This is a genomic window from Pseudomonas fragi, from assembly GCF_900105835.1.
GTDB lineage: Bacteria > Pseudomonadota > Gammaproteobacteria > Pseudomonadales > Pseudomonadaceae > Aquipseudomonas > Aquipseudomonas fragi.
The window spans coordinates 1239044-1253142 of record NZ_LT629783.1; the positions used below are offsets into that span (position 1 = coordinate 1239044).

Annotated in this window: 17 protein-coding genes; 1 reads left to right on the forward strand and 16 read right to left on the reverse strand. The window is 58.8% G+C overall.

Going from position 1 to position 14099, the window contains the following annotated elements:
* Positions 1 to 58: 58 nt before the first annotated feature.
* Complete coding sequence (locus BLU25_RS05455; protein WP_016781377.1) at positions 59 to 682, forward strand: TetR/AcrR family transcriptional regulator; 624 nt, start codon at positions 59 to 61, stop codon at positions 680 to 682.
* Between the two features lie 19 nt (positions 683 to 701).
* Here BLU25_RS05455 and BLU25_RS05460 read toward each other — a convergent pair whose 3' ends face one another.
* The 16 genes from BLU25_RS05460 to BLU25_RS05535 all read right to left on the reverse strand — a co-directional run bounded on the left by BLU25_RS05460 (position 702) and on the right by BLU25_RS05535 (position 13854).
* On the reverse strand, positions 702 to 1283 hold the full coding sequence (locus BLU25_RS05460) for a phage baseplate assembly protein V (protein ID WP_016781378.1): 582 nt from the start codon (positions 1281 to 1283) through the stop codon (positions 702 to 704).
* The gene (locus tag BLU25_RS05465) at positions 1280 to 1771 is read right to left on the reverse strand and encodes a hypothetical protein (protein WP_016781379.1); all 492 of its coding nucleotides are present in this window, start codon (positions 1769 to 1771) and stop codon (positions 1280 to 1282) included. Before BLU25_RS05465 ends, BLU25_RS05460 begins: the two co-directional genes overlap by 4 nt.
* Positions 1764 to 2429 carry a hypothetical protein gene (locus BLU25_RS05470; protein WP_016781380.1) on the reverse strand — a complete coding sequence of 222 codons (666 nt, stop codon included), beginning with the start codon at positions 2427 to 2429 and terminating at the stop codon, positions 1764 to 1766. Before BLU25_RS05470 ends, BLU25_RS05465 begins: the two co-directional genes overlap by 8 nt.
* Entirely contained in the window at positions 2426 to 2746 is a 321-nt protein-coding gene (locus BLU25_RS05475; protein ID WP_016781381.1) for a head-tail joining protein, read from the reverse strand. Before BLU25_RS05475 ends, BLU25_RS05470 begins: the two co-directional genes overlap by 4 nt.
* Positions 2747 to 2748: 2 nt before the next feature.
* Positions 2749 to 3744: a major capsid protein gene (locus BLU25_RS05480; RefSeq protein WP_083369555.1), complete on the reverse strand. Its 996-nt coding sequence runs from the start codon at positions 3742 to 3744 to the stop codon at positions 2749 to 2751.
* 63 nt (positions 3745 to 3807) lie between these two features.
* Positions 3808 to 4152: a head decoration protein gene (locus BLU25_RS05485; RefSeq protein WP_016781383.1), complete on the reverse strand. Its 345-nt coding sequence runs from the start codon at positions 4150 to 4152 to the stop codon at positions 3808 to 3810.
* Complete coding sequence (locus BLU25_RS05490; protein ID WP_016781384.1) at positions 4149 to 5279, reverse strand: head maturation protease, ClpP-related; 1131 nt, start codon at positions 5277 to 5279, stop codon at positions 4149 to 4151. The genes BLU25_RS05485 and BLU25_RS05490 overlap by 4 nt, the downstream gene beginning before the upstream one ends.
* Complete coding sequence (locus BLU25_RS05495; RefSeq protein ID WP_016781385.1) at positions 5276 to 6760, reverse strand: phage portal protein; 1485 nt, start codon at positions 6758 to 6760, stop codon at positions 5276 to 5278. Before BLU25_RS05495 ends, BLU25_RS05490 begins: the two co-directional genes overlap by 4 nt.
* Positions 6760 to 6966, reverse strand: coding sequence for a phage head-tail joining protein (locus BLU25_RS05500; protein WP_016781386.1), 207 nt, complete (start codon positions 6964 to 6966; stop codon positions 6760 to 6762). Before BLU25_RS05500 ends, BLU25_RS05495 begins: the two co-directional genes overlap by 1 nt.
* Before the next feature lie 2 nt (positions 6967 to 6968).
* Positions 6969 to 8981 (reverse strand): phage terminase large subunit family protein, encoded by a 2013-nt coding sequence (locus BLU25_RS05505; protein WP_029611474.1) that lies wholly within the window; start codon positions 8979 to 8981, stop codon positions 6969 to 6971.
* Positions 8982 to 8985: 4 nt separating this feature from the next.
* The gene (locus BLU25_RS05510) at positions 8986 to 9546 is read right to left on the reverse strand and encodes a hypothetical protein (RefSeq protein WP_016781388.1); all 561 of its coding nucleotides are present in this window, start codon (positions 9544 to 9546) and stop codon (positions 8986 to 8988) included.
* A 153-nt stretch (positions 9547 to 9699) separates the two neighbouring features.
* On the reverse strand, positions 9700 to 10044 hold the full coding sequence (locus BLU25_RS05515) for a phage holin family protein (protein WP_029611475.1): 345 nt from the start codon (positions 10042 to 10044) through the stop codon (positions 9700 to 9702).
* 522 nt (positions 10045 to 10566) lie between these two features.
* Positions 10567 to 10926, reverse strand: coding sequence for a PA0613 family protein (locus BLU25_RS05520; RefSeq protein ID WP_016781390.1), 360 nt, complete (start codon positions 10924 to 10926; stop codon positions 10567 to 10569).
* Complete coding sequence (locus BLU25_RS05525) at positions 10919 to 13135, reverse strand: virulence-associated E family protein (RefSeq protein WP_016781391.1); 2217 nt, start codon at positions 13133 to 13135, stop codon at positions 10919 to 10921. The genes BLU25_RS05520 and BLU25_RS05525 overlap by 8 nt, the downstream gene beginning before the upstream one ends.
* A complete protein-coding gene (locus tag BLU25_RS05530) occupies positions 13125 to 13454 on the reverse strand; it encodes a TraR/DksA C4-type zinc finger protein (RefSeq protein ID WP_371837503.1) in 330 nt (109 codons plus the stop codon). The genes BLU25_RS05525 and BLU25_RS05530 overlap by 11 nt, the downstream gene beginning before the upstream one ends.
* Entirely contained in the window at positions 13336 to 13854 is a 519-nt protein-coding gene (locus BLU25_RS05535; RefSeq protein ID WP_016781392.1) for a phage regulatory CII family protein, read from the reverse strand. Before BLU25_RS05535 ends, BLU25_RS05530 begins: the two co-directional genes overlap by 119 nt.
* Between the last annotated feature and the right edge of the window lie 245 nt (positions 13855 to 14099).

Here is a 14099-nt window from a genome sequence, read left to right on the forward strand (position 1 = left end):
GACGCTGACCTAGCACAAGCTTTTTCGCTTACCATGCCCCTTTAATTGAGACCATCTGATGAAGAAAAGAACCGAAGCTAGACGTCTAGCTATCCGCGATGCCGCAGGGCAAGCTTTCAAAGAACTCGGATTTGAGGGCACCTCAATGGCTCACCTGGCACAGCGGCTGGGCTATTCGAAAGCCACGCTTTACTCCTACTTTGATTCCAAAGAAGAACTGTTCTATGAAGTGTTGATGGCTTCAACAAGCTCTCAAATGGATGCCATTTTTAAGATTTTAGAGAAGCCGCTATTTGAGTTACGCAAGGATTTGACATTGCTTGGCGAGAAAATTACCGAGCTCCTCTATTCAGAAGAAGTAATGGCCGTACGACGTCTGCTTTTGTCCGAGGCAGGTCGCAAGAACGAACTGGGTCTGAAGTGTTATGAGGCTGGTCCCGCTCAGTTTCTTGTTGTTATATCCCAAAGCCTGCAATGCGCTATGAACCGTGGGTTGTTGCGACAATCCGACCCTGTCGTTGCGGCGCTTCATTGGCGGGCACTTCTGGAATCCGAATGGATCGATCATTTCCTGTTCTCGACTTCAACACAGGACAGTGAGGCAAAGGTCCGGGCCACAACAGCGCGCGCCGTGGAAGCATTTCTACTGGCCTATGGTGCTTCCAGCTCGGACAAGAATTGACGCAGTGGCAACCAACACCTCAATGCTTGTGATTGGGCGTGTTGCCGCTTGTGTCGATAATTGCCCCGCCACCGTTGATATTGCCCATTACGCGTAACCCGCCGTTGATCAACACTTCACCGTAGATCGTCAGGTCGCCATCGAGTGCAATTGCCCCGGACGTGACGACCACCGCGTTATCCGTAACGGTCGCCGATGAACCACCCACCTTGATATCCACCGAGCCGGTCGGCAGCACAATGCTGTAACTGTGGGCCTGCCAGTCATAAGTCAGCGACCCGCCATCATCGAACAGCCAGAGCTCGACGTGATCGCGGTTATCCGGGGCGGGGCCGGCATCGCCAAACAATCCCGGTACAAAGGTGCCTTGTGAAACGTCACCACTTGGGCTGAGCAAAGCGCCCTGCTCGCCCATGCTGGGCACCCGCCAGTGCCGCGCCTTGCCCGCCGCCTGACTGTGCCAGCGCACCCAGGCACTGACCCATTCGCCGTCCGACACCCGGCACACGGGCGGCATGGTCGCAAGGTCCAGGGCGACCACATAACAGCCCTTGACCACCCCGGCGATCATGCGGTCGTGTTCGGCAAGTGCGTGGCTCATGGGTCAACCTCAACATTCACGCTGAACACCAGCGAACCGGGCGGCTCATCCGGCCACGGCCATTCCGTTTCACCTAGGTAAATCGTCTGGGTCCACTCCACCAGCCACACGGTGTAGCCATCAAGCTCCGGGCGGGTCCAGTCCTGGGTTGAACGCTTGAACTCGGCAGGCTCAACCGCCAGCCCCCACGTCTGAGCGCGCAACAACACCGCCAATTGCGTGGCAAGGTGAATGGCCTGCTGGTAATGCTGATCACGGATCACATCAACAATCACCCGTGCTTCAAAGGTAACGTTCAGCGTGCTTTCGCCGGTGCCGATATCGGTACCCGGCTCGATCTCGGCGATGTCGAGAAATACGGCTGGCAGCGGGATGTGCTGCTCGATGTCAGGCCAGAAGCGGACCAACTGAACACCTGACAGCTGCTCTTGCAGATGCTGTTCAATGGTTTGATACAACAGGTCGAGGCTAAACGGCTGTTCAGACACGGCGCGTCCCCTTCAGGTATTTCTGCAGTTCAAAGTTCATTTCTTGCCGGAGAATCTGCAGCAGGCGCTCATCGGCCTTGCGGCTCCAGGTTTCAAAATGCGGCCGTACTGAATCCAGTGAAATCTTGGCCTTGGCCAACGGAAAGCGATCGCTGTTTTCCCCCACAAAACCGGAGCTGGCCCCGGTCTGCGAAGTGACTTCGCTGTCGGGGTAGTCGGCCCGGGCGAAGTGTTTACTGGCGGTACGAATCCAGATATCGGCCTGATTGCCGTACACCTTTTTGTAGAAGGCGCCGCGATAGCGCCGACTACCCACTGATACACCGGCCTTGGTCTGCCGTGGGCGCCCTGTCCGGCTGGCTTCCAGCGGGTTGATACCGAACCAGAGCTTGCCGCGCATCGCCCCGCCGGCGATCGGGTAGCTGCGCAAACGCTGCCGCACCGCCTTGACCGCGATTCGCTCCTGCTTGCCAACGGCCCGGGCTATATGGGTGCTGAGCCAGCCCAAGGTTTTATTGATTGCGCGACGTTGCGCGTTGGCAGCAGCTTTGGGTATCAGGGCGGCCAGTTCCGCAAATGCTTTCAGGTCCTCGGACGAGACCTGAATATTGAACATTCCACTGCTGGCCCTGTTCTCACTAAAGCTGCCAATGCTCATGGGCGTTTCCTCAAGATCAGCGATACCAGGCCGTCGCCGCTGGGCTCCAGTTGCAGCAGGTCATAATCGCCACCACCGTCCAGCGCAGGCAGGTCGATGGTGACAAGCAATCCTTTATTCAGCCCATCCGAGTCCGCAACCCGCACGACAAAGTGCGGCTCGCGAAGGCCGGTATTGAGACGGCCAATCTGCGGCTGTTTCCACGGTGCTGAGAACATCCCCAGCACCGGCTCGGCGCGACCCTCGATGTGGCCGGTATCGCCCAGCACGTCGAAAATCACGCTGTCGATATCGACCACCAGATCACGAATGCCCACGGTTACAGCTCCAGCAGGATCTGGGCACGTGGCCGGGTGCAGATATGCAGCGGGTTGGATTGGGCTTCGCCGGCCATGCCTTTGTTGAACGGCATCGGCTCGATCTTGCTGTAGTACGGGATGCCCTGGGTGTTGACCGTTTCCATGTAATCGGCCGGAGCAAAGGCCGAGATATAGAGGTCAGGAACGCCTTCGGGGACCAGCAGGGCTTTGTCGTCGTGGACGAAGGCAACGCTCGCGATCTTGCCGCGATAGCGTTCCCAGACAATGCCGCCGAACTCGAAGCTCTCGCGGGCATCACCACGCAGAGCTGCAGCTTGTGCCGAGTTGACGTAGGTCTCCTTGATTGCCTTGAGTCCCATCATCTTGTTCCAGAAATTCTTGCCGCAGAACGCCCGGGCCCCCGTGCTGGTAACACTGCCCAGCGCATCCTCCTGCAGATCCAACGCTTCGCCACATTTGACGCGGAAGTCAGTGGACTCGACGTTCAATCCCATCGACATTTTCTGCTGCTTCACACCAAAGCGGTCATAGAGGTTGAGCAGCACCGTCTTGCCGTCAGCATCGAGAATCAGACCATTCAAGGCACCGGCACGCTGGAACTCGTGAGTCACGTCCAACTGGCGTCGGGCTTTCAACAGTCGCGCATTAACCACGTCCTGCACCGCCTGCAATTCGCTGCGTGTGCCGAAGGCGCGAATGCCCTGAATCTCATCGGCCTTGATGGTAAAACGCTCCGGCAAATGCACGGTGTTGAACGGGATCAAGGTGCGCTTGCTGGCACCCACGACCAAACCCGAAGTACCGCGCTCACCGGCCGGTACCAGTGCCAGGGTATCGCCGTCCTTTTCGATCTGCACGGTCAGGGTGGTGATGCCCTCTTCACGAAACAGACCGAGGCTGCTCAAGCGCCCGGGTAGATATTGCTGTTCGTTGATGGCAGCGGTCAGCGAAGAAACAGAAAACGCTTCGTCGTCAAAGATGGCGATATCGGCCATTGGGGACTCTCCAGAATGTAAAAACCCCGCTCGATGGCGGGGTGCGATATAGGGGCGGTCGGCTTAGCGCACGATCACAAAATGTTCGGCCAGTGATTTCTCGCCCTCGGGGTCAAGCCCAGTCAAATGCGCCTCGCTGACTTCAGCCAGGCGCACCACTGCGCGACCACGGCGTACGATGTCGGATTCGCCCAGCGGGCCGTAGAGGATGGCCACGGCGGTCTGGCTGCCGTCTTCGGCGGTGGGTACATAAGGCGCGAATTCGCCCGAGGCGGTCACCAGCCCGAGGACTTGGCCAGCATTCAGCGCAGAGCCCGCCGCCACATTGATCGCTTCACGAGAGATGTTCCCGGCCCCTTCGGACAGCAGGAACTCACCCGCGTGCATCGGCTCTTTTTTAATGGTCATGCTTTTACCCCTGTCTGGACGGCGCGGCGGGCCGCATAAATGGCATTGGTGTCAGGCTGTTTGGCCTGGGTTTTCGGCGCCGGCTCATCGCTGATCGGCAGGCTGTTATCGATTTCAAAACCGCCGCCGCTGACCAGCTTGTCGAACAGACGACTGCGCACCGCTTCAGCACTGAGCCCGGCAGCTACAAACTCCTGGGTGAACTCCGGCAAACGCGCCGCCACGCACAGGTCGCGCACGGCCTTGGCATTGGTCAGCGCGGCATTAACTGTGGCCTCGTCGGCCAACTTGGTGGTGCTGATCAATGCTTCGATCAGGTTGCTAATCCCAGCGGCCGTGCAACTTTGGGTGATCAGCAAGGCCAGCTTCGCCGAGTCCACGATGGGCGGTTTTTCGGGTTCAGGCGGAATAGGTTCCGGTGTTGGCTCAGGAACTGGCTCGGGCGGTTCATCCAATTGGGCCAGTAATGCTTGCGGTGCATGTTGGTAGCGCTGCAGTGCACCGCCCTGCCCCAGGCAAGCTTTGACGGCAACGCCCTCGCCCACTTCGTCAGCCAAGCCCAAGGCCACCGCTTCGCTGGCCGTGAGCCAGGTTTCAGCATTGACCATGCGCCGCAGTTCAACTTCGTCGATGTCGGGTGCCTTGGCCTTGTAGGCCGCGATGATGGCTTCCATCGCCTGATCCAACGCCGTGGCCACCTTACGCAAATCTTCGGCATCACCTGCGGCGTAGGTCCACGGGTTGTGGATCATCAGCATGGCATTGGACGCGATCACCACGCGGTGCGCGCCACACACCGCGACACTGGCCGCGCTGGCTGCCAGCGCATCTACACGGCCGGTGCAACGCTCGCCCAGGCGCGACAGGGCGTTGTGAATGGCCAAGCCGTCAAACAGGTCACCGCCGATGCTGTTAAAGGCCACAACAATTGGCGACACACCATCATCCAATGCCGCCAAGTCGCGGACAAATTGGTTGGCAGTGATGCCCCAGGTACCGATCTCGCCGTATACGTAGACCTCAATGCTGCGTGTCTCGGCCTCGCCGCTGGCCTTCAGGCTGTACCAGTGCTTGTTTTGCGGCGCCGGTGGGTCACCGGCCTTGTTGAAAATGCGTAGCCTGTTCATGGTGTCTCCTTATCGGCGGCCGGTTCTGGCTGGTCGACGAGCGTTTTGTAGTTGAGGCCCAGATCACGGGCACGGGCCTGATCGGCAGCGTTTTCAGCGTCGACGGTTTCAGCGTCATAGCCCGAACGCAGGACCATTTCACTGCGGGAGTTGAAGCCCGCATTGACCTCCATCATTCGCGCCTGAATGTCCTGCACCGGCTGGATATAGGCCCAGCCCTGCGGTACCCAGCGGGTACGCAGGTACTCGCGGCGGCGTTGCGCGTAATCGTCCAATTTCAGACGACCCGCCAACACCGCCATATCCATCCATGCGGCCCGCACCGGGCGGCACAACTGGTGGACGTACACGCCGAACTGCAGTTGCTCCAGACGACGCCGGAATTCGTTGAGCACAACCCGCAGCGCCCGGTCGTTGACCTCGCGCATATCGCCGGTGAGGATTTCGTAAGGCGTGCCGGTACCGGCGGCAGCTGCCATCAGTTGCTGCCGCATAAAGTCCGGGTAGTTGTTGCCGGCGTCCGGTGGTTTGGAAAACTCCACTTCTTCGCCAGGTCCCAGTTCCTGCATAGTCCCGGGCTCCAGCGCGACCATCGGCGTGAAGCCGTCTCGGTCTTCGGTCAACAACTGCCCTGTGACCGGGTCGCGGGGTTGCTGTGAGGCTTCGGGGGGCGGTCGGCTGATAAACCCGGCAAACAGGTTGGCCACCTCCTGACGAAACAACACCGCGTCATCGTAGTTGTCCAAGCTGCGCAAGCGCTTGAGCACCGGCGCCAAACGCGGCACACCGCGCAACTGGCCAGGCTCGACGGGCTCAAAGATATGCAGCACCTGCTCGGCCGGAACCCGCACCAACTGGTTGTAACCGGCGTTTAGCGACGACGCATCACGGGGATGCACCCGGTACATGTGATACGCCACGCGCTGGTGAGCCGGGTTGAATTCGATACCGGCGCGGATGCTGTTGCCGTTTTTGGCGGGCTCAAACTTGTCGTGTGGCACAAACTCGGGGGCCAGTACCTGGAGCTGAAGCGGTACCGCCAGATCCTGGTCCAGGCTGCGTGGCCGTATACGCACAAAACACTCACCAGCGGTTTCCACGGTGCGAGCAATCAAGGCCTGCTGGCCGTAGAAATCGGTCAGTCCATCGGCGTCCGACTCGTCCACCCAGTCCTCCCATAACTCCTGCTGCGCTTTGCGCAGGGCATCGTCCTCAATCTTGGGTCGCGGAGTGATGCCGGTACCGATCAGGTTGCTGACGCGCTTGTCGATGACGTTGAAGGCGTAAGGGTCATTGCGCACTGCTGCCCGCGAACGGGCCCGCAGGTTGCGCAAGGCCGGGGTGTTGATGCTGTTGATACCAACATCAGGGGCGTCCCAACTGGCCGAACGCCTGCCCTCTCCGGCCCCTTCATAACTGGCTTTGATCCGCTCGGGCAGCAAGAAGCCGTTGCGGGTCAGGGTTGGATATTGGCGTGCCATTAGAGTCCCTTGCCTCCATGGTAAAGCCTCACCACTTTTGAACGTGGCCCGGCGGACGCGACCAACGAAGTGCGGATCTGGTCACGCGCCTTGAGCAGCTCATCCACCGTGCGGTACTCCACGGTGCGATCGGCATAGCGCACGGTTTTCTCACCGCGAGCGATGGCCGCCTCAACCGCGTCGAGGTGCTTTTGGGTAAAGGACATAATCAGCGTCTCTTGAGATAGCCGCTGCTAGAGCTGCGACGTTGAGGGGGTCGTGCAATTGGTTGGGTTTGAACTACGGGTACAGCAGGTTCTGGGGTTGGTGAATGCATCTCCGGCTCGGTAGCAATGACGGGCTGATCGACTGCCGATGCAGCTACCGGGGCTTTTTCAACAAACAACTCAGCCTGAGCCAGCGCCTGGGCAACTCGGTCCCAGTCACGCTCCTTGTAGCGATCCAGCCCCAGGTAATGGGCCATTGCCAGGCAATAAACCATCAAGTCCAACGCTTCGTTACGCTCGGACTTGCCCTTGATCCACTCAGTGACCGGTTTACCCTTCACATAACGTGTCATCCGGCGCTCAGCCACACACTGTGCAAAAAAGTCATCCGGCAAATCTTTCGCAAAGTGCAATGCACCAGGACCGCTTTCAAACGGGTAGCGGTTATAGATCCAGTCCTTGGCTGTATCAGTCCCGACGATCCAAAGCTCGGCGCCGTTTCGTTCGGTCTGGCCACGCCATGTCACATCGACCATCGAAGGCCGCTGGGCAATGGGTGGTTTGCCAGGCTTGCTCGCACCTTTGATTGCAAACACATTGCGCCACCGCCGCAGACGGCAGAACTGGTACACCTCATTTGTGTGGTGTCCCCCGGTGTCGATAGCCGTCGCCAGAATCGACAAGCCCACGCCGCAGGGATGCCAATAGCGCGACTTCAATTTTTCATCGAGCGCGGACCAGGTGCGGTCGTCTGAGGGATCACCCATGATGACTTGGTGATCGATGATCCAGCGCTCTAACCCCACGCCCCAACCCATCACCATGAATTCAAGCCGGTTGGCCTGCACATCGACCGAAGCCGTAAGCATCAATGCACCCTTCGGTACCGAACCAAGGACATAGTCTTCCTGCAAAGCACGGGCCTGAAGAACGCTCGCCTTGGTCTGCTCCTGAGTGCTGTCCCAGACCTTGGCTAACCGGGTGTTGAAGAACACCTGCATAGCCTCCAGATCACCACTGGCCTGTTTCACGATGGCCTCGTCATAGTCCTTCGCCATCGATAACCAACTGGTCCACCCCAGGGGGGCGTACAGGGCATTGAGGTGGAACCCTACAGTTTCACCATCACCTTCCGCGTGGGAACGCCACTCGCCCTGGGCCAGCATTTCGCCTTTGTGGTGCTCTTCAATCAGCGCACCGCAATCAGGGCCGCTGCAGAGGTACTCAATACGGCTGTAATCCTCCGTATATTTGAGGTTCTCCCACTCAAGAATCTGCATGTGCCGGCAATGAGGGCATGGGACGTAGTAGTAACGCTGGTCGCTGATCGCAAATAGATCGGCAATGCGTGAAGCACCTTTCAGCGTGGGCGAGCTTGAGAAGTAGAACTTGGCCTTCCTGCCAAACGTACTGCCCCGAATTTCGGCCAGTTTTACCGGATCACCTTCGTTGCCTACGTCGACCTCCCAACGGTCAATCTCATCTCCATAAATAAACCGGGCGGCCAGCTCCGCAAGGTTGGCGGCGGAGCCTGCAGTAACTGCATACAGAGTGCCGCCCTCAAACTCCTTGGTGTCCTGAGTATTCTTGGCATCGCGCGACCTCGGCGCAGCCACTCTTTCGCGCAGCACGGGGGTGGCGTCGATGGTCTTGCTTATCCGGGATGAAACCCGCGACGCGAGTTTGAGTGTGGGGAGTAGCGTCAGAATGTTCGACGGCGACATGTGGATCAGGGCACCAATCCAGTTCAGCGCTATCTGGGTTTTCATCAACTGCGAAGCCACCATCGTAACCACGCGTTTGCAGGGGTGAGCCGGTGACAAACAGCGCATGGGCTCCCGGGCGTATGGAGTGCGGGCGGTTCGATATTGACCTGGCTCAGCAGCACCGACACTGCGAGGAATACGCATGTACTCGTCTGCCCATTCATCAACCCAGAGGTCTGGGTCTGGACGCAAGCCACGGTAATACGCCAAACGGTAAACCTCCGTTCCGTCAGCGTATGGAAAGTGCATAAGATCAGCTCTTGGTGAGTGCTCGGGAAAGATCACTGATGGACATGCGTTCAGCGTCTTCAAGCGTTCTGCGAATAGAAGTAGTCAGGTGTTTTTCGATTTCCCAAGGATCGGTCAACGCAACCAATTCAGAGGCAATCTGCGGTGGCAGTCCGAGAAGAAGGTCCCGCAGCATGCGGCCTGCTTCAAAGGCCGCCTTATCAACCACACTCGCCTCCACTAGGGAGCCGTTTTCTTTTCGGACCTGGGCTTCGATCTGTTCCGCCTGAGCGTGTTCACGACGTGCCCGGGAACGCTGGTAGTCAGGAATAGACGGAAGCGAGGCGTTAGCCGGAGGGTGAATCGGCGCAGTAGCTGGAGCACTGGCCTGCTTGCCCTGAGCATGACGAGCGCTCACACCAGCCTTGCTGGGGTCACGAGTCATCGCCAGAAACTGCTCACTGGCGTCAACATCCACAAGACCTGCTTCATTCAAAACCAGACGATCATTTTGAATCAGCTTGCTGATGTGTTGTTTGGACCAACCCTTCAGTTCGCCGTATTCCTTACGTGTCAAAAACGCCATGTGGTCGTCCCTTTTAATACCGAGTCAACTGGTCAACCAGTCAACTGTGGTCAACTAACTTTGAAACCCAGCCACTAACGATTTCCCGCGGGTTTCCTGCCCCGTACCCGTGGAAAATGCCCAGGGTCCCCGGCAGGATTTGAGAGACGAGAGTTATTCTGATTGGTCCGAACGGGGTGGAATTTCACAAACCCCGAGGCGTTTGGCGGCCCAGCGCTCGTAAAGGCCGATGGCGACGTCTGCCCCGGCCATCGCCGTGAGGCAACCCACCGCCGATGACGCCCAGATCGACACGCCGTTGGCATGCAGCAGCATCATCGTGGACAGCCCGCAGCCGATACAGGCACCTGACCTCAAGGCCAGGCGCCGCACCAGTGACCAACCCCGGGCGCCATCCTTGTCAGCTCGCCACATCTCACCCGACACCCCACCGATCAAGGACAGTGCAATCACCAGCCAGATCGGCATATCCGCTAACGCTTGTTGCTCTGTTGTCATTGCCTGCCCCTAAACGCAAAAAACCCGGCGCAATGGCCGGGTTTAGTGGTGGGTGTCGGCCGCTCTCTGCGGTCGCACCTATCGAAGATGACTACTTTTTACAGGTGGAATTTACTGGCAGCAAGCAGGTTTTAATGCCACCGGCGAATAAGTAGGCTAGGCAGCTGAACGCCCGGCGAATGTCGGCGAATACATCATCCCGGCTAGCGCTTTTGGGGGCTGTCTGCCCTGCCCCACTGCTCAGGATCAAGGTGGGACAAGGGAGAGAGCCTAAATCAAAGGCTGTGCCCTACTGTCCTACTTCTTTTACTTTTTCCTCGTATATAGAAAGATTATTAAGAACACGCATGCGCGTGAAACGCGCGTATTGCTGCCCGCTACGCTCACATGTGCGAGGGGCAGTAACAGGCGGGACGGTGGGACAGCCCAGTAACGGCGCGGGCTGCGCTTGACCCACTGCTGTTGAAAGCAGCGGGACAAGGTGGGCCATAGATAATGGGTGGGCAAAGGGAGAGGCATCGATCACGCAGCTTTTTTCCCAAGCAGCAGTTCAGCAATACACTCATGAGCTTCGTGCAGTCGCTCGTAGTAGGTTTTCCGGCAGCACCCGCAGTGAGTGATCTTCTGCGACAGGAAGCTGTCGTGGTTGCAGTAGTGCTCGCGCACCACCACCGACAACTGCGGCGGAAGGTGTTTATTGACGATCAACTCAATGTCGGCCGACTCATCGAGCAGTACCCGACTGCCCCGCGTGCCGCGAATCAGCTCGCCCTTGGTTTCCATCAGCATGGCAATCATGTTGCCGCTGCCAGTGCTTTCGGGCGCTGCGCTGTGCAGATCCTCTGCCCACAGTTTGAGCATGGCGTCGATGTGCTTAATCAAAGCAAGGCTCCTCGATCTTCTGCACCTGCAGGGCTGAGTGGCCACCCCAGTTATCAGGCTTTTTGTACGCCCAGGGACGCTGCCCGCTTTTTGCCAGGGCTGGCAGGCGCACACGACGCCATCCAAGCCGGTGCATAATCGCGCCGACACGCATTTGCTCGGGCTTGCCCCAATGGCCGAAGTCGAGTTTGAGTGCGCTGGCCAGTACTTCGCTGCCGCTGGTGGTTTCACCGATCTGCGACTCTTCCAGCCAGGTCAAGATCGGACCTTCCCATTCATCCACCACAAAGCGCTCGTCCTGGGCTTCGGAGAACATCGCAGTTTCGTCGCGGTTAACCCACCAGATCTCATCGGCCTTGTAGCAAAACATCGCCTCAGCCCAGAGTTGGTCACGGATCTCGCGCAGTTGCTCCAGATCGACCTTAGTGCAGGCCACCGGCCAATAACGGCGGTTGCCCGTGGCGTCTTTGAGGTATTCGTCCTGGTTGGTGGTACCCACGAAAACACACTGGCGTGGCACGTCATTTGTTCTGCGTCCGTAGCTCTCGCGGTAGGTGTCTGTGGACGCTGAGAAGAACTGCTTGGCCTTGGTACTCTCGGCCTTGTTGAAGCTGTCCAGTTCGCCCAGTTCGATGATCCATTTGCCACGGATCGCCTGAAAGCCGTCCTTGTCGCCCAGGGCAAACGGCGTATCCATAAACCAGTCGCCGCCGAGGATGCTCATGGCCGTGGACTTGCCTTCGCCCTGCCCGCCTTCAAGGATCATCACTGAGTCAGCCTTGCAGCCCGGCCGCATTACCCGTGCGACCGCCGAGATCATCCAACGCTTACCGACCTTGGCGCTGTAACCGCTTTGGGTCACACCCATGACCGTGTTGAGCCAGGTGTCGAGACGCGGCACGCGGTCCCATTCCAACTTGTTCAGGTAGTTGCGCACCGGGTGAAAGGAATTGTCATGGGCCACAACGCTGACCGCCTCGATCACGCTGGAGGCTTTGACCCGCAGGTTGTACTGCTGGGCCAGCCACTTCATCACCCGGATATCGTCGATATCGCCCCAGTCCCCCGTGCCACCGCCATAGGGAGGTGTGCGCAATTTGACGATCTTTGAGCTGAAGGCGCTGAAGGTGATCACACCGGCCCAGCGCTCATCGTTGCCCAGGATCAGTTCGACGTTTTGCATATGGGCGATCAATGAGCCGTTTTCAGTACGTGCCAGTTGGTCTTTCCAGCCACCTGCAGCCGGCGGCCTGACCACCGACAACACCTGGCGGCGGACAGCGTCCAACCCTTCGGCACAATGCAGATCGTTGAAGTCGGTCCACTTGATCTCGCGCTCGCCCGAAAAGACCGGGCCAACCACCTGGCCGCCAACGATCAAGGCCGCGTTGCTGCCCTTGTCTTCGCCCGGGTTCCAAGGCTCGCCGTTGGCGCGTTTGGTCTTCCAGTCATCGTCGCGGCAGACGATCAGGGCGCGGCCCGGGAAACGCTCGCGCATGGCCTTGGCCACCACGCTCAAATTACCCGCGTCAAACGCGATAGCCACCGTCAAAGAGGTGGCCATATGCAGGCTTGCGCCGGTGGCGTAGCCCTCACATACAAGGACCGGTTCACCGGGCTCAGGATGTGGGCCAATCAGGTGGAAGGCGCCCTCCTTGGACATGCCATAGGGCCAATAGGACTTGTCGCGGCCAGTGTCCTGCTGCTTCTCCGGGTAGATAACCTGCAGCCCAACGATCTGATCCCGCACATTGCTCATCGGCACCAATACCGCCCCGGAGCGCGGGGCGTAACGCACGCCCATGCCGACGATCTGTTTACGATCGAGGTAGGCGCTACGGCCCTTCTCCGGCATGCGCTTGAACAGGCCAGATGCACGATTGGCAGCACGCCGTGCGGCGTCCGCGGCAATCTCGGCAGCGCGGCGTTTACCTTCCTCTTGACGAGCGCGCATTACGTCGCGCTCTTCCTGGCTCATACGCCCGGCCTTGACCTTGATCTTGTTGCTGTCGCCCGAACGCCAGTCACCGAAGCTGCCGAAAATCAGCGTCTCGTTTTTCTCGGTGCGATGTTCATGAATCACATACCAGCCGTTTTTCTCTTTGCCCTTGTCCTGCGTGGTCTTACAGCGGGTCAGCTTGCCGAACGTGAGTGGTTGCGCAGGCTCAAGGCCGTGGTCAGCAAATTGACCCAGAACGTCATCGAGCATAACGGGTACCTATTTGTTCATTCAGTTGTTGGCAGGCTGCACAGCGCGTGCAACTGGTGACGGCCAAACGGCGGGCCAAGGGAATTGATGAATCGCAGTCCACACAAAACTCGTAAGACGCAAACACCGGCTGCGCTTTGCGCGCTGCCAGCGCTATGTCGATACGCTCCTGCACCAGGTCATTAGCAAAATCTGCGATATCAGCCACGGTCAGTACCCCGCGTAGTCGAGTTGACGTAGCAGGCGCGATTGAACATGCCCAGCAGCCCCTGAATACCGCGAAACACCTGCAAGCGGATCTCGGCCAGTTCGCGGTCATTGACCACACCGTCGCCGATGCTCTTGGCCCAGGTATCAGCCAAATCGGCTACCTGCCGGAAATACACGGCAAGGCCAGTGGTCAGCGTTTCGGGTATATCGTCGGTATAGGCTTCGGCCAGTTCCTGCCAGATCGTGTCGCCCACCAACGCATGCACCGCATCCAGGATGCGGCGGTCTTTAGTCAGCTCCAGGATCTCGGCGAATTCTTGAACATTCACCGTGTGGCTTGGGTGGGTCGGAGACAGCTTGTGCTGCAGCGTGGTGGGATTACGGCCGGTGGTGGCGGCGATGGCAGCAGCGCCACCCGGGTAGTCGCGGGCAGCGTGATACAGGGCCAGATCGAGCGGCAGAATTTCGCGGCGCGCTCGTTGGGTGCAACTAAGAGCAATACGGCTCATGGCATTAATCCTTGAATGTTGCCAGTGCCGCGCGGCGTGCTGTGGTGGTACATTTGCCGCGTGGCTTGTAAGGGCCCAAAAAGCCGGTCTAGATTCTTAAGATCGAAACCGGCACCGTGCCGAGGCGAGCGATCCGTCGCTCACCTCTGGCGCAACAGCTGCCTGATCTGTGGTGGAGAAGGCAGCAACCCAAAGCTTCCGAGCCTTGGAAAGCGCGGTTAAGGGAGGCGGAATTGCATGTGGTG